We start from the raw sequence: 20,311 nt of genomic DNA, 5'->3' as shown, positions 1-20,311 counted from the left end.
ACCTTGCTAATGTTGGTCGCGTCCCACAAAATCGCCCCCGCCGGTGTTGACATCGCCCTGGGTCACCGCGCCGCCCCCTGTGTCAATGCGCACATTGGACGGGGTCTCCGCGCTCCCGGCGCGCAGCCGGCCGCGGTAGACCGCCACCTGCGCGGGGTTGATTTCTTCCACGCACTCGATCAAGCGCGCCACCTGCTGCCGTCTTTCCGCGTACTCCAACAGGAGTTGGATTTTCGCCGTACGCGCCATGCCCGCGCTGAATGCGTCGTACACCGGCCGGAAATGATCGAAGCAGAGGGTCGTCAGTTCCTCGTCCGACAGCGCGTGGTTGAGCAGGGCGCGCACCACGACCGTGTCATAGCCCTCGCGGCGCGCTGAAACGGGCGGCGGGCTGGGCGGCGGCGCCAGTTCGTTGAAGCTGCGGCCCAGGTTCTGCAAAGCCAGGCGGTTGAGACCATCTATGATCTGCGCCCGCTCCGCACGCAGGTTCTCTGTATCGCCAAAGCGGCGCGCGCTGCGCATGTTTTCAGTCAGTCGCTGCTCGTAGAGCAAGGCATCCCCGTAGTCAGGATGCCCGCTGCCCAGCGCAGTCCGCAGTTGGGTCAAAGCCTTCTGGTACGCATCGAACATGTCAGGCATCGGTATTTCCTTTCGTGACATTCGCCGTAGACAACCACAAGAGCTTTTTGCCACGAATAACACGAATTCATACGAAACCAATTCGTGAGAATTCGTGTCATTCGTGGCTAGAAATCACAACGCCCTCTCCACTATTTCCAACAGCTCATCTTCGGTCAAGGCCACGGGATTGCCCTTCATGCTGCTGGCGACCTGGGCCTTTGCAATCAACTCGGGAAAGTGATCGCGGCTCAGGCCGAACGTCGCCAGCCCCGGTGCGGCCAGCGCCGCGCACAGATCGTGCAGCCAGGCTGCGCCATCCGCGGCGCGTGCGCCCGCGTCGCCTGTGAGCAGCCGCGCCGTTTCGTCGAAACGCGCCAGGCCCGCGCCATCCACCTGGCGTTGGCGCAGCGCAGCGACATTGACCGCCATCACGTGCGGCAGCAGCGCCGCGCAGATCGCGCCGTGCGGCGCGTCCGGCAGCATGCCGCCCAATGGCCCGGCAAGTCCGTGCACCGCGCCCAGCGCCGCGTTGGCCAGGGCCAGGCCGCCCCACAAAGCGCCCAGCGCCATGTCCGCCCGCGCCGCGGTGTCTTGCCCATCGGCCGCGGCCCGCGGCAGGGCGCGTGCCACGCGGCCGATGCCCTCGCGGCACAGGGCGTCGGTCATGGGGTTGGCCTTGTGCGACACGAACGGCTCGATCAACTGCGTCAGCGCATCCAGCCCGGTGCTGATGGTGACGGCCCGCGGCAGGTCATAGGTCAGCTCCGGGTCTACCAGCGCCAGCCGCGGCAGCATCAACGGGCTGCGCAGGCTGACTTTGATCCGGTGCGCCGCCGAGCCGAGCACCGCGTTGCGCGTGACCTCGCTGCCAGTGCCAGCCGTGGTGGGAATCGCGATGAAGGGCACGGCCGGCTGCGTCAACGGCCGGCCCGCGCCGATGACCTCCAGGTAATCGAGCGGATCGCCGCCGTTGCTGAGCAGCGCGGCGATGGCCTTGCCCGCGTCGAGCGCGCTGCCGCCGCCGCAGGCGATGATCAGATCGGCGTCCGCGTCACGGCCGGCCTGCACGCCCTGGCGCGCCAAATCCGTGGTCGGCTCGCCGGGCACAACAAAGGGGCTGGCCGTGATCCCCGCCGCGGACAGCTGGCCGATCAACCCGGCTGCGCGGCCCGGATGGCTGCCCGTCACCAGCAGCGCCCGGCGTCCCAGCTCCGCGGCGAGCGGGCCAAGCTGGCGCAGGGTTCCCGCACCGAAGATGATGCGCGTGGCGGTGGCAAATTCAAAACGCATGGGCCTACCAGCCGGCATCCGCGGGAAACACGTTATGGTACTTGACACTGCTGCGCGGCGCGGCCATCATCGGCGCCACGGCGTCGCGCCAGGCGGCGTAATGTGCAGTTTCCTTGTGGCGCGCCGGCGCATCGGCCGTGCGATACACCTCGACCAGCAGAAAATGCGCGGCGTCATCCTGGCTTTGCAGCACATCGAAGCGCGCAATCCCCGCCTCCTGCACACTGGCGCTGGCGTTGGCCAGCGTCGCGGCCTTGAAAGCCTCCACGAACTCTGGTTTGACCTGGACATTGACATGCACAATCAGCATCGTACGGTTCTCCTTTTCTTCTTGGCGTTCTTGGCGTCTTCGCCGTAATTTACAAATCAGCGCGCCAGGCGTGAATCATCTCAGTGTGTTCAGCATAGTGCTCGTAGGTCACGGCGGCGATCCAGTTACGCACGAATCTGTAGTTCGCCAGCCATTCGGCCGGAATTCGCTGAATCATCGCCAGCAGCGCCGCGCGCGTGGTCATCAATTTTTCGCGCACCTCGGCCAGCGGCTGTTCCTGGCGCTGCGCGTACTGCGCCGCGTTCCACGCGTCGATGTCATAGCGCCGCGGCTCTTTGACCCCGGCAACGATCTGGCGCGCCATGTCCGGCAGCACGGTCAGCGTCTCCTCCTGCCAGGAGCAGAGGTGCGCGGCCACGTTCTTCAGCGTCCATTCCCCGGCCGCGCCTGGCGTCAGCCAGTGCGCGTCGCTCAACCCCTCCACCGCCGCCATCAGCGCCTGCCACGCGGCTGCTTCTTGTGCCAAGATCTCCTCGTGTGTCATTTGCTCTCCATTCATCCATCAATCAGTCTGCATGGGGCTTGCGCCGAATTGTAGCACGCTTCCGTCAAGTTTCGCAATGGTCGCCTCTCCAGTCGAAGGCAGGAAATAAACGCCAGGTCGCCAAGACGCCAAGAAATCCAGGGCATCGTCTGACATCAACCGCCGCACAAAGAAAAAGAGGACGAGACCCAAAGCCCCGTCCTCTCCCATTCTCACCTACTCACCGCACCACGCTTCTTATATCTGCGCTTTGCGCTTTGCACTCTGCGCTATTCCGCGTTCAACATTCCCAATTCCTCAATCCGCTGGCGCCCGTTGGATGCGGCCAGCGCCTCCGGCTCCTTGATCTCCACCGGCAGCAGGGCCACAGCCAGCGCCTCGTCAATCCGATCAACCGGCACAAAGGTCATAGCCTGGCGCACATCGTCCGGCAGGTCCTCCAGGTCGCGCTCGTTGCGCTTGGGCAGGATGACCGTGGTCAGCCCGGCGCGGTGCGCGGCCAGCACCTTCATCTTAACGCCGCCGATGGGCAGGACGCGGCCGCGCAGCGTCACTTCGCCGGTCATGCCCACGTCGCTGCGCACCGGGCGGCCGCTGAAGAGGCTCGCCATGGCCGTCACCATCGTGATGCCGGCCGAAGGGCCATCCTTGGGCACCGCGCCCGCGGGCACGTGAATGTGCACATCGGTTTGTTCGAAGATGTCCGCATTCACCCCCAGCGCCTGCGCCTTGGAACGGACATAGCTGTGGGCAATTTGCGCGCTCTCGCGCATCACATCGCCCAATTGACCAGTCAGGGTCAATCCACCCTTGCCGCGCATGCGCGTCGCCTCGATGAAGAGGATGTCGCCGCCCACGGCCGTCACGGCCAGGCCGGTGGCGATGCCCGGTATCTCGATGGCCTCGCTCGCCTCGGATTCGAAGCGTTCGCGCTTCAGATACTCGCGCACGATCTCCGGCGTCACCGCGATGGTTTGCACCTCGCCCGCGGCAATTTTCACCGCGCTCTTGCGGCAGATCGTGCCGATCTGGCGTTCCAGGTTGCGCACGCCAGCCTCACGTGTGTAGTCCTGCACCGTCTTGCGCAGGGCCTCTTCGCTAAACGTCACCTCGCCTTCACGCAGACCATTGGCCTTGACCTGGCGGGGCACCAGGAAGCCCTGCGCGATCTTGATCTTCTCATACTCGGTGTAGCCATCGAGCTGGATGATTTCCATGCGGTCGCGCAGCGGCGGCGGGATCGTCTCCAGGGTGTTGGCCGTGGTGATGAAGATGACGTCGCTCAGATCAAAGTCCACATCCAGGTAGTGATCGCGGAAGGCATGATTCTGCGCCGGGTCCAGCACTTCCAGCAGCGCGCTGCTCGGATCGCCGCGCCAATCATTGCCGATCTTATCTACTTCGTCCAGCATGAAAACCGGGTTGCGCGTACTGGCGCGCTTGATGGCCTGGATGATGCGGCCGGGCAGCGCGCCGATATACGTGCGGCGATGGCCGCGAATTTCAGCCTCGTCGCGCATGCCGCCCAGGCTCATGCGTGTGAACTTGCGGCCCAGGGCGCGCGCGATGCTCTGGCCGAGGCTGGTCTTGCCCACGCCGGGCGGCCCCACAAAGCACAGGATGGCGCCCATGGCTTCGCTGACCTTCTCCTCTTCGCCTGGCTCCGCGCGCACGCCGCGCTCCTGCACCAGTTTGCGCACGGCCAGGAATTCCAGGATCCGATCCTTGACCTCTTGCAGGTCATAATGATCCTCATCCAACACTTGGCGCGCGTGGACGATGTCGAGCTGATCCTCGCTCAGCTTGTTCCACGGCAGTTCGATCAGCCAGTCGAGGTAGGTCTTGATGACCGAATGTTCGGCGGCCTGCGGCGGCATCCCTTCCAGGCGCTTGAGCTCGCGCAGGGCTTCTTTCTTGGCCTCTTCTGGCAAACCGGCATCTTCGATCTTCTTGCGATAGTCATCGGCTGCGACCTGGCTCTCGTCTGCTTCGCCCAGTTCCTTCTGGATGGCGCGCAGCTGCTGGCGCAGGTAATACTCGCGCTGCGCTTTGTCCATCTCCTCACGGGCTTCGCTCTGAATCTTCTGACCCAGCGTCAACACTTCTTTTTCGCGCGTCAGATGGACCATCAAGGCGCGGAACTTGTCCTTGACGTTGTCCATTTCCAGGATCTTCTGGCCTTCAGCCACTTCCAGCCGCGAGTTGGCCGAAATGAGGTAGGCCAGGTAGCGTGGATCCTGCACTTGATCCAGGAATTTGCCTGCGTCCTCCGGCATATTGGGCGCAAGCGCAATCACTTCCTGGGCCAGTTCGCGCAGGCTGCGCTCCAACGCCTCCAGTTCCACATCTTGCGGCACGATGTCAGGCGCCAGCGAGATATGCGCACGCAGGTACGGCTCTGCGCCCAACCAGTATTCGACTTTGAGACGCTCCAGGCCCTGCACCACCACCTGCAAGGTGTTGTCCGGGGCGCGCACCACGCGGTGAATCATGGCGACGGTGCCGATCTCGTAGACCTGGCCTGGCAGCGGCTCTTCGATCGAGCCGTCCTTCATCGAAACCAGGCCGATCAGGCGATTGCCCTGCAGGGCATCCTCGATCAACTTGACCGAGCGCGGAATCCCCACCACCAGGGGAAGAACAGAAAACGGATAGGCCACGGTATTGCGCAGTGGCAGCATGGGGAGATCCCGCGGAATGCTGGCCACGCGATCGTTACTATCGTCAGGTTGCATAAAACTTGCCATTATCGTCTCTCCTAAACTCAAAACTCGTTTCCAATCAGTAATTACGTAACGCCGAGACGCCAGGTCGCCAAATGATCATAAATTCCTTCTATTGGCGTCTCCGCGCCCTTGCACCCTTGCGTTAAAGCGCGTTCACTACCCAATGAATACCTTCTTTGACGACCTTCTCACCGAACTCGTCTCAATCTCAGTCACGATTAGCCCCTGGTCTTGCGCAGGTCGGCCAACTGTTTGAACAGTTCCACTTCACGCGGGCTGAGATGGCGAGGCGTTGTCACCTGCACTTCGATGTACAAATCGCCGCGCTGATCGCCGCCCTTGATCAAGGGCATGCCCTGCCCGCGCAGGCGAATCGTCTTGCCATTGGCCGTCTCGGCCGGAATGGACAGCGCCACCGGGCCGGTCAGCGTCGGCACCTGGACATCGCCGCCCAGGATCGCCGTGTAGAGGTCAACCGGCGCCGTGGCGTACAGATCATCGCCGCGGCGCTCGAACACCGGATGGGGTTTGACCTCGATTTTGAGATAGAGGTCACCTGCGCTGCCGCCGGCCGCGCCGGCCCCGCCCACGCCGCTGACGCGTACGCGCGAGCCGGTCTGCACTCCCCGGGGAATTCTGACCTCGCCGCTGCTGCCATCCTCGCGCTGCAGCAAACGCGTCGTGCCATTGAAGGCTTCCTCCAGGGTGATCTCCAATGGCTGCTCGATGTCCTGACCGCGGCGTACACGGCTTTGGGCGCGGCCCGCGCCCGCAAACGGATCTGCGGCGCGGCTGCGCCGTCCGACGCCGCCAAAGAGCGACTCGAAGAAATCAGAAAAACCTGCGCTGCCCGCGCCGCCAAACATGCGCTCAAGGTCGTCCGCGTTGATTTCCTGCGTGTAGCCGCCGCCTTGACCGGGTCTGCCCCATTGCGACCAATCGAAGCCGCCGGGTCGGCCGCCAGACTGCTGGTATTGCTGCCACTGCGCGCCAAACTGATCGTACTTGGCGCGCTTCTCAGGATCTGACAGCACCTCATAGGCCTCGTTGAGGTCCTTGAAACGTCCTTCAGCGCCCTTGTCGCCGGGGTTCATGTCCGGGTGATGCTGGCGCGCCAGTTTGCGATACGCTTTCTTGATCTCTTTTTCGTTGGCATTGCGTTCCACGCCCAAAATCTGATAGTAATCTTTCGGTTGCATGGCGCACCTCCCTCTCTATGACCCTTACTGGCTGACCCGCACCCGCGCCGGCCGCAAAAGGGCATCCTTATAACGATACCCCGGGCTGACGACATCCACGACCATGCCTGGCTCCACGCCATCGGCGGCGGTCACGCTCACAGCCTCATGTTCCGTGGGGTCAAAAGGCCGCCCGGCTGCCTCCACCGGCGTGACTCCCTCCATCGCCAAAGTATGTACGAAATCCTTGAGCATCGTTTGCAGGGCAACTTCAGAACTATCGCCGTGCTGCACAGCCCACTGCAGATGATCTGCAAAGGGCAAAAAGGAACGCAACAGGCGCTGCTTTTCATGCTCTGCCTCGTCAGCAAAGCGCCGCTGCCATCGCGCACGCAGGTCGCCCAATTCTGTTTGCAGCGCCAGGAAGCGTTCCTGCCAGGGGTCGCCTGCCGCCTTCAGCCTGGCTTGCAGCGCCGCTTGTTCGGCCCGCACCTGGCGCAGGGCCTCTTGCTGCTGGACGGCCTCGGCCTGCGCCTTCTCCAGCGCCTGTCGCAGCTCGCTGTTCTCTCGCTGGAGGGCGGTCGTGAACGCTGGCGGCGCAGCCGGACTGAACAATGGCGACGCTTCATTGGACGATGGCGGTGACATGGGTGTCACCTGGTCAACGAACCGATCCCCCACCGGAGGCTGGCCTTCCTCAACCTCAGGCTCGGCGACCGCCGGTCGCGTTGGCGCGGGCCGCGGCGGCCACACCTGCACACGTCGTGGCTCAGCAAACGATCGGCGGCGATACGGATTATACTCGAACATCGTGTTGTCTCCTAGTTGCATTTACCATGACCACTGTATACCCATTGCATAAGAAAAACGTTGGAAAACAGCGGGACGATCAACAATGCTGAATGCGGAATGCTGTACGTCCGCCACGGTGCACCCCATCCATCGCACGGCCCTTTCCTCATTCCTCATTCCGCACGTGACTGACGCCGCGCCGATTCCGTCAATCACTGTAGAGCATATGCAGCGTGACGAAGTTTGAAGGGAGAAGCTTGAACTATGGAACGAGTCATTATTACGGGCGGCACGGGATTCATCGGCGCGCCGTTGGCGCGGCAGTTAGCGGCCAAATACGAGGTCGTAGTCCTGTCGCGTCACCCAGCCCGCGTGGGGAGCATAGGCAATGGCGTACAAGTTGTGGCCTGGGATGGGCGTACAGCCGAGGGTTGGGGCCAACTGGCTGACGGCGCGTTCGCGATCATCAACCTGGCTGGAGAAAACTTGAGCGCCGGTCGCTGGACGCCAGCGCGCAAGGCCGCCATCGTAGACAGTCGTCAGCAGGCTGCCCAGGCCGTCATTGCGGCCATCAGCCAGGCCGCGGTCAAGCCAACTGTACTCGTGCAGGCGTCGGCGGTCGGCTACTACGGCCCGCGCGGCGATGAAAAAATCAACGAGAACGAAAAGCCGGGCAGCACATTCGACGCGACCACCTGTGTGGCGTGGGAGAAAGCGACCGATGCGGTGGAGGCCATGGGCGTGCGACGGGTCATCATCCGCACCGGCGTCGTCATCGAAAAGAGCGGCGGCGCCCTGGCCCGCATGAGCCTGCCGTTCAAGCTGTTCGTGGGCGGGCCGGTGGGCAGCGGCAAGCAGTACTTCCCCTGGATTCACCTGACCGATGAGATCAACGCCATCCAGTTTTTGATGGAGAACAAGCAGCAGAAGGGCGTCTTCAACCTGTCTGCGCCGAATCCCGTCACGATGAAGGAGTTTGCGGTCGCGCTCGGCAAGGCCATGGGCCGCCCCGCTTTCATGCCGGCGCCAGGTTTTGCTTTGCAGATGTTGTTCGGCGAAATGGCAAGCATCCTCCTCAACGGCCAGCGCGTCATACCGAATCGCCTGCTGCAGCAGGGCTTCAAGTTCAAATACAGCACGGTGGATGCGGCCCTGTCCGCAATCTATCGGGCCTGAACCGCGCCATGCACGGATCGAACACAGAGAGACGAAGCCGTAGTTCCACATGTAGCACACATTCAACCACAAGGAGCACAGAGAGCACAAAGGTATGGCAGATTAGACGCAAATCGGCGACTTCTCTGCGTTCTTTGTAATCTCTGTGGTCAAAAAACCAGGCTGCATTTGGAACTGCTGGAGACAAAGAGCTTTGGTAGCGCCCTGCGTCTCTCTGTGATATAATTTCACATAGAGACGTTGTCAATCTTCCTGACATGCACGGCCGCAGCGTCTGACGCAACGCATGCCTTACCGTCGTGAGAACGAGGCCGTAGAAAATGGGGTTCTACCGGAGATACTTCTGGCGCCTGCTGGGCGCAGCCATCACTGCCATTCTTTTCGTGGGCTTGAGCCTGGGCGGCGCGGAGACCACACCACCCCGTGCGCCTGATCAGGACATGGAGGAGTTGCGCCAGGCTGTTTTGCGAGCCTGGGCGCGACCTGACGCGGTCGTGACTGAACTCCAGCGCAGTGGCCCATGGGCTGCCGGCGCCCTGGTGGAGATGCGGGAAGGCGCGTTTGTTACCGGCGAAGGCGTGCAGTTCGTCGCGCGGTGGCAAGACACCGCTTGGGATGTGACCTTCGAAGGAACGCCCGCCCTGCGCGCGCGGCTGCCCGCTGTACCCGACGCGCTGCTGTCGCCGGCAGCCAAAGCCAGCCTTGACTATGCCAGTTTCGACTCTACGGTGCCGCTACGCACACCCACCAGCTCACCGCAAGAATCTCCTTACAAACTACCCTGGCCTGCCGGGGTCACCTTCTTCATCACCCGTGCCTGGGCCACCGGCGCGTGTGAACACGGTTCACACGCGGTTGATGTCTCCATGCCGATTGGCAGTCCCATTGTCGCCATGCGCAGCGGGATCGTCGCCGTGGTGGAACAAGTCAGCACGGACTGCGGATGCACGGCGGGCAATGCGGGCACCAAGCTCATCATCCGCCATGTCCCAGATGATGGCCTATTTGATTGGTATGCGCATTTTGGCCAAGGCACGGTGACTGCCCAGGTCGGCGAGTATGTCGAACAGGGCCAGCTCCTGGCGCTGAGCAATCAGATCGGCTACACCTGCGGCAGCGGTACCTGCCCGGCTGGCACGTGCTATCTTGGCAACTGCTTCCCCGGCCCACATCTTCACTTTCATGTCCAGGATAGCAACGGCGAACGCATCTACATCCCCTTTGCCGACGCAGGCATGATCGAGGGCTGCACGTGGGTCACCTCTGGCAATACGGATCAAACGCTGCCCACCATTCACTTCACGACCGTTCCCGATAGCCAGACCTGGTACAACAGCAATCAGACGCTGGCCTGGAACATCGAAGATGTATCGGGGGTGTGGGGTTACAGCGCGGCCTGGGATACGCGGCCGCCTGGGCCTCCGCCGGCAGTCTACCACGCGGCTGGCCAGACTGACTTCAGCGGACTGCTGCCTGGTCAGCATCGGTTCACCCTCCGGGCCTGGGACCTGGCGCCTGCGCGACACGAACGCCTTGTTGAGCTGGGCTGGTTTGGCTTTGACCCCATTCCACCGACCGCGCCGGAAATCAACGCAAGCTGCCCGGAGCAGGGCCAACCCCCCGGACGCCTGGGATGTCGCAATCCAAAGTTCGCCTGGTACAGTGTTGACGAGCACTCCGGGTTGACTGGCGCGCAGGCTGGTTATCGCTTCGCCTGGCGCCGAGAGACAGAACCGCCCCAGTTCAGCGCGTGGCAAGCCAAGAACAACCTGCAGCCGTTACTGACGGAAGCGGGGCTGTACCGCCTGGATGTGCAGGCGCGTGATCTCGCGGGCAACGAGTCGCCCACCACCAGCCTGGGCTACCGTCTTGGCGATTATGTGTGGCATGATCTGAATGGCGATGGGATTCGCGAGGTTGGCGAGCCTGGCATCTCTTGGGTGTTCCTGAGTCTCTTTGCCAATTCCACGTGCACAGGCGCCGCGGCAGCAACTACCATCACCAACGCGGACGGCCTTTATCTCTTCAGCGGCCTGGCGCCTGGCGACTATTGCGTGCAGGTCAACAATTCTAACTTTGGCCCTGAAGGCGCGTTGTCAGGATGGCTGAGCAGCCCTCAGGATCAAGGCGATGATGATCTGTTCGATTCCGACGGCGATGTGATCACCCACCAGGCCATCGCCACCGTGATGGCGAGCACAGCCACGCCAGGGCTTGATTTCGGATTCTGGCGCGGCGCATGCCTGGGTGATTTTATCTTCACCGATTACAACACCAACGGCGTGCAGGACGGCTGCACCGATCCAGACGATCCGTTCAGCTGCGCTGAGCATGACGGCATCGCTGGCATCCCTATCCACATCGTTGGCGGCAACGGGTTGACAGCCACCGTTACCAGCCGCCTCAATCCCCGCGGCCTCTACCTGCTTGAGACATTGTCGCCTGGCGCCTACACCGTTACGGTGCCCGACCATCCGCAACCCGATCTCTGGATCACGACGCCGGCCCAGCGCACGGTGACGCTGGCGCCCGGCGAGTGCAATCGGCACGTTGATTTTGGCTTTGTCAGCCCCACCGGCCTGGCGCTGACGGAATTCCAACTTGCCTGGCGCGGCGTGCACCCGTTGATTACCTGGCAAACGAGCGACGAGCGCAGCGTCACCGGTTTCGATGTGTATCGTGCGCCCACGGATGCGGCCGCGCGCGTCCGCGTCAACACGACGCTCATTCCTGCGCATGGGCCTGGCCTGGCCTACGCTTTGCAGGATTCTGGCCTTTGGTCAGACACATCGGCCTGGTATTGGCTGTTGATTCAGCCGAGCGGGCAGTGGCTTGGCCCCTGGCCGTTGGCGGCGGCCGCGCACGAGCGCGCTTATCTGCCGCTCTTACAACACGCGGCGCATTGACTCGGGCTTCTGTTGCCATTTTGTCGCCTGCCTGTCCTTGACAATCCCTAACCTGTCGCGTATACTCAGCCCGCCATTGCCAGACATGGCGATGACGACAGCATATCAGATCAAAGGCTATGAGCGGTAGTAGTAGGTCAACGCGCAGAGAGCAGGCGGTTGGTGCAAGCCTGTAGACGCTCCCGCGTGCGTCAAGAGACCGAACTCGACCGGGAGCCGCGCACGTGAGGCCGTGTTTCGCATGGGCCTAGCCTGCGCCGTTTCGCCACCGTTAGCTGGCGCTTGAGCGAGTGTCAAACGGGCTGGCCGCCGCCGTGAGTGAGCGGCAAGGCCCGCAGAAGACGCTAATCAGGGTGGTACCGCGGAGCGTCGCTTCGTCCCTGCCAGGGATCGAGCGGCGTTTTTTGTTTGCCTTGTGCACAGGGCAGCGTAGAACGGAGATCGGAGACAGACCATGAATGAACGCTACGCATCGCAGGAATTCGAGCCGAAATGGCAGCAGCGATGGGATGAGTCGGGGATCAATCAGACCAGGGAACTGACCGGCGCCGCGAACGAGGAACGGCCCAAATGGTATTTTCTGACCATGCTGCCCTATCCATCGGGCGATCTGCACATCGGTCATTGGTACGCCATGGCCCCCTCGGACGCGGCCGCACGTTTCAAGCGTATGCAGGGCTACAACGTCTTCTTTCCCATGGGCTTCGATGCCTTTGGCCTGCCGGCTGAAAATGCCGCCATCAAGCGGGGCATTCACCCCGCAACCTGGACCATGTCGAACATCGAATACATGCGCAAGCAGCTGCGCTCGATGGGCGCCATGTTCGCCTGGGATCGTGAGGCCATCACCTGCGATCCTGACTATTACAAATGGACGCAGTGGTTCTTCCTGCGCCTGCACGAAGCCGGTCTGGCTTATCGCGCGTTTGCGCCGGTGGACTTCTGCCCGAAGTGCAATACCACCCTGGCGCGCGAGCAGGTTTGGGGCGAAGACCGCCACTGTGAACGCTGCGGCACGCCGGTCATCAAAAAAGAGCTGAATCAATGGTTCTTCAAGATCACCGACTACGCCGAAGAACTGCTGGATTTCAGCCGCATGCAGTGGCCGGACCGGGTGCAGGTGCTGCAGACCAATTGGATTGGCCGCAGCGAGGGCGCACGGGTGATCTTCCCGGCCGCCAGCGGCGACCCGATTGAGGTCTTCACCACGCGCCCGGATACGCTGTGGGGCGCCACGTTCATGGTGCTGGCGCCCGAACATCCGCTGGTGGACACGCTGACGACCGAGACGCAGGCCGCGGCCGTACAAGCCTATCGCGCCCAGGCCGGCCGCCAAAGCGATATTGACCGCATGGCCGCGGACAAAGACAAAACCGGCGTTTTCACGGGCGGCTTTGCTACGAACCCGGTCAACGGCGAACGCATCCCGGTGTGGATTGCCGACTATGTCCTGATGACCTACGGCACGGGCGCGATCATGGCTGTGCCCGCCCATGATGAACGCGACTTCGCCTTCGCAATCAAGTACGGCCTGCCGATCATCCCCGTCATTGCCCGCCCCGATGGCCTGAGCAAGAGTGTGGCCTGGAAAGATCATGTCGCTGCTGATTTCGCGGCGGCGTTGACGGCCGCCGGCATTGCGTTTGTGGAAACCGACGACGCTTTCCAGGTCAGCTTGACTCCCGCGCAGGTGGATGCCTATCTGGCTGTTGCGCAGCAGGCAAAGACGCCGGGCAAGTGGCTGGATGTGGCTGGCAGCCGCACGGCTTTCATTTTTGACGACGCTGTCATCGAGCTGGACAGCGTGGCGCACGACCAGGAGATCGTACAGCGCTGTCAGGCCATCGCGCCCGGCCGCGCGGGCCAGGCGACCATTGCCATGCATCTGCTGCAAGACAAAGCGTTCTATCAAGATGTGCTGTTTCATGACGCCTACCATACCATGATCAACTCCGGCGCCTTCAGCGGCACCGCGGGCGATGCCGCCAAGAGTAAGGTCAGCGCGTGGTTGGAGCAGCAAGGCGTCGGCAAGGCCTCGGTGAACTATCGCCTGCGCGATTGGCTAATCAGCCGTCAGCGTATGTGGGGCGCGCCGATTCCGATGATCCACTGTGAGAAGTGCGGCGTCGTGCCCGTGCCTTACGCAGACCTGCCAGTGCGCCTGCCGGCCGATGCGGAATTCCTGCCGACCGGTGAAAGCCCGTTGAAGTTTCACAAGGGGTTCCGCTTCGTGCAGTGTCCTACCTGCGGCGGCCCGGCCGAACGTGAAACCGACACGATGGACACGTTCATGTGCTCCTCGTGGTATCAGTACGCGTACGTCACGCCTTACCATAAGCGCGGACAGCCCATTCAGCGCGACGATCTGCCGTGGGATACAGCGCAGGGCGCGTACTGGCTGCCGGTTGATCAGTACACCGGCGGCATCGAGCATGCCACGATGCACCTGATGTACACGCGCTTCTTCACCAAAGCGCTGAGGGACATCGGCGTCGTCAATTTCGACGAACCGATGCGGCGCCTGTTCAACCAGGGTACGATCCTGGGCGAAGATGGCGAGAAAATGTCCAAGAGTCGGGGCAACGTGGTGTCACCAGATGACCTGGTGGCGAAGTATGGCGCTGATGTGGTGCGCGCCTACTTGATGTTCATCGGCCCCTGGGACATGGGCGGCCCCTGGAACAGCCGCGGCATCGAGGGCATTCAGCGCTTTGCGCATCGCATCTGGAGCGTTGTGCAGGCCGCACCCGACACGCGCACACCAGCGCCGGGCGATATGGCGGAACTGCAGCGCAAGACGCATCAGACGATTCAGCGGGTGACGGAAGACATGGCGGCGTTCAAATTCAACACCACCCTGGCCGCGCTGATGGAGTTCAACAACTACTTGATCAAGGCCAGGGAAACGGCGGTTTTCGGCAGCCCGGCCTGGCGCGAGGCCATCCGCAGCCTGATCCTGATGCTGGCGCCGCTGATGCCCTATGTCAGCGAGGAGCTGTGGGAACGCGTGGGCGGCGCGTACAGCGTTCATCAGCAAGCCTGGCCGGCCTTTGATCCTGAGATGGCCCGCGAAGATCTGATCACGCTGGTGGTGCAGGTCAACGGCAAGGTGCGTGAGCGCATCGAAGTGGCGGCCGATATCAGCGAGGAAGGCGCGCGCACGGCCGCGCTGGCCAGCGACAAGGTGCAGAAGTGGCTGGAAGGCAAACCTGTGCGCAAGGTGATCTACGCGCCGCAGAAATTGGTCAATATCGTGATTTAGTCACAGACGCCGGGTTTCTGGTAGAAACTCGGCGTCTGTTCGTGAAGAAGCGCGGCTCATGTGCAGCCTCGCCCAAAAAGCGGAAAAAGGAGACGCTAGACTATCCATGATGAAAACGAAAAGCTGTCAACACCTGGACATGATTCACGAGGTGACGCCGAGCGGAACCGGCTGCGTCGAATGCCTGGCCATGGGCGCGAGCTGGGTGCATCTGCGCCTCTGCCTGACCTGCGGGCATGTCGGCTGCTGCGATGACTCCCTGCACAAACATGCCACCAAACACTCCCACGCCAGCGGTCATCCCATCATTCAGTCGTTCGAGCCGGGCGAAACGTGGCGCTGGTGTAACGTAGATCAAATGCTCGTCTGAAAACCAGGCTCAGCCGATCAACGCCGCCTCGATCGCTTCGCTGATCGTGCGCACCCCGATGACCTCGATGCTCCCAGGCGCGCCGTCCAGTTTGCGCTGCGAATTGCGCGGCACGATGGCGCGCTTGAAACCGAGCTTGGCTGCCTCGTTGAGGCGCTTGCTGAGCTGGCTGATCGCGCGCAGCTCGCCGGACAGGCCAACCTCGCCCATGAGCGCCACATCCGCAGCGACCGGTGTGTTCTTGTAACTCGAGGCAATCGCCACCGCCACCGGTAGATCGGCCGCCGGCTCTTCCACCGTCAAGCCGCCTACCACGTTGACGAAGACATCTTGATCGGACAGGCGCAGGCCCACGCGCTTGCTCAACACCGCGACCAGCAGCAGCAGGCGGTTGAAATCAATGCCATTGGCGGTGCGTCGCGGCATCGAGAAACTGGTCGTGCTCGACAAGGCTTGCATCTCGACGAGCAGCGGCCGGGTGCCCTCCATCGTCACGGCAATGGCCGATCCGGCTGCATTGGGCAGGCGCTCAGCCAGGAAGACCTCCGAAGGATTCGTCACTTCGCTCATGCCCTGCGCGCCCATCTCGAAGACGCCCACTTCGTCCGTGGCGCCAAAGCGGTTCTTGACGCCGCGCAGCAAGCGGTAGGTATGGAAGCGCTCGCCCTCCAGGTAGAGCACCACATCCACCATGTGCTCCAACACGCGCGGCCCGGCAATCGCGCCCTCTTTGGTCACGTGGCCCACGAGGAAGATGGGCGTGTTTTGGGCCTTGGCCGCGCGCACCAGCATGGCGGCGCTCTCGCGCACCTGGCTCACGCTGCCCGCGGCCGACGAGATCGTTTCGGTGTAGATGGCCTGGATCGAATCCACGACGACCAGGGATGGCTGTAAATTCTGCATATGCACCATCATGCTCTCCACGTGCGTGTCTGCCAGCACAAAGAGCGTCTGGTCCGTTATGCCCAGCCGTTCGGCGCGCAGCTTGATCTGCGCGGCAGACTCCTCGCCGGAAACGTAAAGCACCACGCCGCGTTGGGCCAGCATGGAACACATCTGTAGGAGCAGCGTGCTTTTGCCGATGCCTGGGTCGCCGCCGATGAGGACGGCCGAGCCGGGCACAATGCCGCCGCCGAGCACACGACTCAGCTCGCCCATGGGCACGGGAATACGCGCGTAGCCGTCAGCCGGAATGTCAGGCAGGGCCTGCGGCGCGCTGTTGGAAGGCGCCAGGCCGCCGCGGCGACCGGTCGGCGGCTCAGGTTCCAGGGTGGTCTCGACCAGGGTGTTCCACTCGCCGCAGTCGGGGCAGCGTCCCATCCACTTAGGCGATGTATTGCCGCACTGTTGGCAGATGAAAACGGTCTTGGCTTTAGCTGCTGTTTTTGGCATCTGGCGATCCTATGGTAATGGCGGGGATGCGGCGCGGCGGCTTGGCAGCCACACGACGCTGGCGACGCTGACTGTGTTCTGGCAGCAGATCGAGCAGTGCATTGGCGATGTCGGTCGTGGCCTGCGGCCGCGCCATGCTTCGCGCACGTGCGGACATGGCCGCCAGACCAGGATTGCCTGGCGTCAGCCATTGGCTGACGATGCGGCCAATCTCCGCGGGGTCGCGGCTAAACGCGCCGATGCCGTTTTCCACCACATAGCTGACGTTGCCCGTCTCTTGCCCATCAATGTAATCGCTGAGCATGATCGGGCGTCCCACGATGCACGCTTCGACGATAGTGCCAGGGCCGGCCTTGGTCACCACGCAGTCGCTGGCGGCCATCCATTCCGCCATGTTGCGCACAAAACCTTGCACAGCCACCGGCGCGGGCCACTGCTGCCCCGCCAATTCGACCCGCAGCTTCTCATTGCGTCCACAAATCACCACCAGTTGCCCTTGCACCGCGCTGAGTTCCTGCGCCAGCGCCCGCGTGATGTCAGCCAAAGGCCCCATGCCCTCGCCGCCGCCAATCACCAGGGCCGTCGGGCGGTCTTCCGCCAGGTTGAGCGCCCGACGCAGCGAAGCCTGATCCTGACCCGGCGCGCCAAAGCGCGGGCTGACCGGTAAGCCGAGCATGCGCAGGCGCGTCTCTGGCACGCCGCGCGCAATGGCTAAATCGTACAGGGCTTGGCTGCCAACCGTCACCAGGTTCATCTCCGGACAGAACCAGGTTGGGTGGCCGCCGCCCAAATCGGTAACGACGGTCGCCGCGGGGCAGCGGTTGCCGGCCGCGCGCAGCAGGCGCAAAGCCACGTGATTGAGGAGTGGATGAACGGAAACATACAGATCAGGTTGCTGGATACGCAGGTAGCCGCCCAGGGGCCCGCGCAGCAGAGGCAAGAACGACCGTTCAAGCAGCTTCCAGCGCCAGGGCGCTTCGGGCAGCCACCAACTCAATTTCCATAAGGAAGGGGCCTTTGCCACAACCGGCGCGTACGCATGTCGCACCTGATTCAACGGCCAAAAAGTATGATTCGAGAGCAAATCGGCGATCACGACTTGCACCTCGTCGCCGCGCAGCTGCTTGATGACAGCCGCCAGCGATTCGGCGGCGCTGCGATGACCGCCGCCTGTGTCAGACATGCCGATAAGAATTTTTGGCACGGTTAGAAAGCACCTTCTCCCAGGATGACGCGAGGGATGGTCTTGAGGAGGATTTTGAGATCGAGTCCAAAAGACCAATTCTCGCAGTAAAATGTATCAAGAAGCACCATTTCTTCGAAGCCGACGAGGCTGCGGCCTGAAACCTGCCAGAGGCCGGTGATGCCGGGCGCGGCATCGAGGCGCCGTTTGTGCCATTCCTCATACTGGGCGACTTCGTCAGGCAAGGCTGGTCGCGGCCCCACCAGGCTCATGTCGCCCTGCAGGACGTTGAGGAACTGCGGCAGTTCGTCCAGGCTGGTGCGGCGCAGCCAACGCCCCACACGCGTCGTGCGCGGGTCTTCTTTGATTTTGAAAAGCGGGCCATCTGCTTCATTGAGGTCGCGCAGGCTGTCCTTCTGCTCCTCGGCGTTGGCCACCATCGAGCGAAACTTATGGACCACGAACGGCTTGCCATTGCGACCGATCCGCACCTGGTTGAAAAAAACCGGCCCAGGCGAATCGAGCTTGATCAAGATGGGCACGATGAGCCAGAATGGCGAGGTGACGGTGATCGCCGCAATGCTGGTCGCCACATCAACCAGACGTTTGGCCGCGCGGTTGATGCCGGTAATCGCGGCCGGCTGCATGCCGATGAGGGGAATCCCGTTGATCTGGTCAAGTCGCACACGACCGAGCATGAGCGCAAACAGGTCAGGCACAATGCGGGGGCGCACGTTGGCCTGCTGGACCTGCTGCACGACCTGCACAATTTTACGGTGTGCATGCCAGGGCAAGGCCACGATGACCTCATCTACCGGTGTGGTCTTGAGCACATCAAGCAGGCAGTCAATGGTGCCCAGCCCGCGTAAGCGGCCCAGGGTGGCGGCGCTCTTACTGGGGTCATCATCCAGGAAACCGACGATCTCATAGCCCAGTTCGGGTTGAGCCACGACGTTACGCATGACCATGCGGCCCACTTCGCCCGCGCCCACAATCAGGATGCGGTCTACGCCAATGCCGCGGCGGCGCAGATAGGCCAGCCAGGTGCGGAAGACGATGCGGGAGAGAATGAGGAATGCTGGAATGAGAATGCCCGTGTAGACGTAGATCAGACGGGAGTTGAGCTGAGGCCGCGTGAAGAATGAAATCGCCACCATGACGATGATCGCGGTCGCGGTGCCCGCGGTGATGCGATAGGCTTCTTCGATCAGGCTGCTGTCACGCCGAATGTCATAGGCGCCATCCACGCGATACGCCAAAAGCAGCACGACGGTCAGGAGCATGGCAAAAGGCACATACGCGTCGAAGCTGCGGTAGGTGCTCGGGTCGAGGTCGCGAAACCACTGCAGCTCATAGCGCAGATAGTAAGCCACGCCAAACGCAACGTTGATCAAGATGATATCCATGACAACCAGGATGGTGGAGAGGCGGCGACGTAGCGATGGCGTCATGCCGGGCGCTCCAACTTTGGGGGTAAACCGAGCGCTTCGCGGTAAACCGCAACGGTTTCCTGGGCGCAGCGCCGCCAGGAAAACTGCGCGGCCTGACGCACTCCGGCCGCGCTCAATTGGCCGCGCAGCGTCTCATCGTTCAAGAGACGCACCAGGGCCGCAGCCAACGCATCCACATCGGTTGGGTCCACCGATAAGGCGGCGTCGCCCACGACTTCAGGCAAGGATGACGTGTTTGACGTGATGACGGCTGTTCCGCTGGCCATGGCTTCCAATACCGGCAGACCAAATCCCTCGTATAGGGATGGATAAACAAAAACAGCGGCGGCCCGATACCACCAGGGCAACGCCTCGGCGGAGACAAAGCCCGGAAACAAAATGGCTGCACCTTGATCGAGCGACGCTGCGTGCGCAAAAATCTGTTCGTAGTACCAGCCTCTGCTGCCTGCAATGACCAGGTAGGTCTCGTCATGCAGACTGGCGCGCGCACGTGCAAAGGCTTCGATCAACCGCACCAGGTTCTTACGCGGTTCCAGGGTGCCCACAAAGAGAACAAAACGGGCCGGCAGGCCGTGCTGCTGGCGAAAGGCTTCAACGGCGGTGGGCGCGGCGGGCGCAAATTCCTCGCTTACGCCGTTGGGGACAGCAACCACACGGCCAGGGGGCAAGGCCAGCCAATCCATCAGTTCACGCCGCGTATGCTCCGACGTGGCAATGACACGCGCTGCGCGTCGGGCCGATAGGCGGGTGATCAAGCGCAAATAGACTCGATTGAACGGTCTTAGCATCGCGGCCTGATGGACAAAGGTCAGGTCGTGCACCGTAATGACCGTGGGACATGCCGCCAGCACAGGGCTGGCATAGACCGAGCCGTGCAACAGATCTACGCGCCGACTTGCCAACGCCAGCGCGCTCTGCTCCCAGGCGATGCGCGCCAACGGAGACCGGGTAGACCAGGACGGACGCCGCAGGGTCACGCCGGGGGCCGGCGTGAAGCGGCGATCACCAGCAAAAGCCACCAGGCGCAGGTCTGGGGCCGCCGCAGGCAGGTGACGGAGGAGCTGTGCGTTATAGTTGGAAACGCCTGCACTGCGGTACGTATCATCCAACGCCAGCAAGAGTGAGTTGATGCCAACCGTAGGCACAGAT

General features: G+C 62.5%; 15 protein-coding genes. 4 read left to right on the top strand and 11 right to left on the bottom strand.

Annotation, left to right across the window (positions count from 1 at the left end; translation table 11 throughout):
* Positions 1 to 6: 6 nt before the first annotated feature.
* The 7 genes from ACPQ6D_RS11100 to grpE all read right to left on the bottom strand — a co-directional run bounded on the left by ACPQ6D_RS11100 (position 7) and on the right by grpE (position 7,440).
* Positions 7 to 639 carry a hypothetical protein gene (locus ACPQ6D_RS11100; protein ID WP_423224391.1) on the bottom strand — a complete coding sequence of 211 codons (633 nt, stop codon included), beginning with the start codon at positions 637 to 639 and terminating at the stop codon, positions 7 to 9.
* A 114-nt stretch (positions 640 to 753) separates the two neighbouring features.
* Positions 754 to 1,911 carry an iron-containing alcohol dehydrogenase gene (locus tag ACPQ6D_RS11095; RefSeq protein ID WP_423224390.1) on the bottom strand — a complete coding sequence of 386 codons (1,158 nt, stop codon included), beginning with the start codon at positions 1,909 to 1,911 and terminating at the stop codon, positions 754 to 756.
* A gap of 4 nt (positions 1,912 to 1,915) precedes the next feature.
* Positions 1,916 to 2,221, bottom strand: coding sequence for a putative quinol monooxygenase (locus ACPQ6D_RS11090; RefSeq protein ID WP_423224389.1), 306 nt, complete (start codon positions 2,219 to 2,221; stop codon positions 1,916 to 1,918).
* A 49-nt stretch (positions 2,222 to 2,270) separates the two neighbouring features.
* The gene (locus ACPQ6D_RS11085) at positions 2,271 to 2,726 is read right to left on the bottom strand and encodes a DinB family protein (RefSeq protein ID WP_423224388.1); all 456 of its coding nucleotides are present in this window, start codon (positions 2,724 to 2,726) and stop codon (positions 2,271 to 2,273) included.
* A 269-nt stretch (positions 2,727 to 2,995) separates the two neighbouring features.
* The gene (gene lon, locus ACPQ6D_RS11080) at positions 2,996 to 5,473 is read right to left on the bottom strand and encodes an endopeptidase La (RefSeq protein WP_423224387.1); all 2,478 of its coding nucleotides are present in this window, start codon (positions 5,471 to 5,473) and stop codon (positions 2,996 to 2,998) included.
* 197 nt (positions 5,474 to 5,670) lie between these two features.
* Positions 5,671 to 6,651 (bottom strand): DnaJ C-terminal domain-containing protein, encoded by a 981-nt coding sequence (locus ACPQ6D_RS11075; RefSeq protein WP_423224386.1) that lies wholly within the window; start codon positions 6,649 to 6,651, stop codon positions 5,671 to 5,673.
* A gap of 24 nt (positions 6,652 to 6,675) precedes the next feature.
* The gene (grpE, locus tag ACPQ6D_RS11070; RefSeq protein WP_423224385.1) at positions 6,676 to 7,440 is read right to left on the bottom strand and encodes a nucleotide exchange factor GrpE; all 765 of its coding nucleotides are present in this window, start codon (positions 7,438 to 7,440) and stop codon (positions 6,676 to 6,678) included.
* 246 nt (positions 7,441 to 7,686) lie between these two features.
* Here grpE and ACPQ6D_RS11065 point away from each other — a divergent pair, with 246 nt between their 5' ends.
* From ACPQ6D_RS11065 to ACPQ6D_RS11050, 4 genes are all read left to right on the top strand, one after another.
* On the top strand, positions 7,687 to 8,598 hold the full coding sequence (locus ACPQ6D_RS11065; RefSeq protein WP_423224384.1) for a TIGR01777 family oxidoreductase: 912 nt from the start codon (positions 7,687 to 7,689) through the stop codon (positions 8,596 to 8,598).
* A 320-nt stretch (positions 8,599 to 8,918) separates the two neighbouring features.
* Positions 8,919 to 11,504, top strand: a complete 2,586-nt coding sequence (locus ACPQ6D_RS11060) for an SdrD B-like domain-containing protein (RefSeq protein WP_423224383.1) — start codon at positions 8,919 to 8,921, stop codon at positions 11,502 to 11,504.
* 454 nt (positions 11,505 to 11,958) lie between these two features.
* On the top strand, positions 11,959 to 14,766 hold the full coding sequence (locus ACPQ6D_RS11055; RefSeq protein WP_423224382.1) for a leucine--tRNA ligase: 2,808 nt from the start codon (positions 11,959 to 11,961) through the stop codon (positions 14,764 to 14,766).
* Between the two features lie 109 nt (positions 14,767 to 14,875).
* Positions 14,876 to 15,136: a UBP-type zinc finger domain-containing protein gene (locus ACPQ6D_RS11050; RefSeq protein WP_423224394.1), complete on the top strand. Its 261-nt coding sequence runs from the start codon at positions 14,876 to 14,878 to the stop codon at positions 15,134 to 15,136.
* A 9-nt stretch (positions 15,137 to 15,145) separates the two neighbouring features.
* Here ACPQ6D_RS11050 and radA read toward each other — a convergent pair whose 3' ends face one another.
* The 4 genes from radA to ACPQ6D_RS11030 are packed head-to-tail and all read right to left on the bottom strand — an operon-like array spanning position 15,146 to position 20,307.
* The gene (gene radA, locus ACPQ6D_RS11045) at positions 15,146 to 16,528 is read right to left on the bottom strand and encodes a DNA repair protein RadA (RefSeq protein WP_423224381.1); all 1,383 of its coding nucleotides are present in this window, start codon (positions 16,526 to 16,528) and stop codon (positions 15,146 to 15,148) included.
* Positions 16,509 to 17,732 (bottom strand): MGDG synthase family glycosyltransferase, encoded by a 1,224-nt coding sequence (locus tag ACPQ6D_RS11040; protein WP_423224380.1) that lies wholly within the window; start codon positions 17,730 to 17,732, stop codon positions 16,509 to 16,511. Before ACPQ6D_RS11040 ends, radA begins: the two co-directional genes overlap by 20 nt.
* Before the next feature lie 2 nt (positions 17,733 to 17,734).
* Positions 17,735 to 19,162, bottom strand: coding sequence for a sugar transferase (locus ACPQ6D_RS11035; RefSeq protein WP_423224379.1), 1,428 nt, complete (start codon positions 19,160 to 19,162; stop codon positions 17,735 to 17,737).
* The gene (locus tag ACPQ6D_RS11030) at positions 19,159 to 20,307 is read right to left on the bottom strand and encodes a glycosyltransferase family 4 protein (RefSeq protein ID WP_423224378.1); all 1,149 of its coding nucleotides are present in this window, start codon (positions 20,305 to 20,307) and stop codon (positions 19,159 to 19,161) included. The genes ACPQ6D_RS11035 and ACPQ6D_RS11030 overlap by 4 nt, the downstream gene beginning before the upstream one ends.
* Positions 20,308 to 20,311: the final 4 nt, after the last annotated feature.

The organism is Candidatus Amarolinea aalborgensis (assembly GCF_900491745.1).
In the GTDB taxonomy this organism is placed as follows: domain Bacteria; phylum Chloroflexota; class Anaerolineae; order SSC4; family Amarolineaceae; genus Amarolinea; species Amarolinea aalborgensis.
This window is presented reverse-complemented; position numbering and strand designations above follow the sequence as displayed.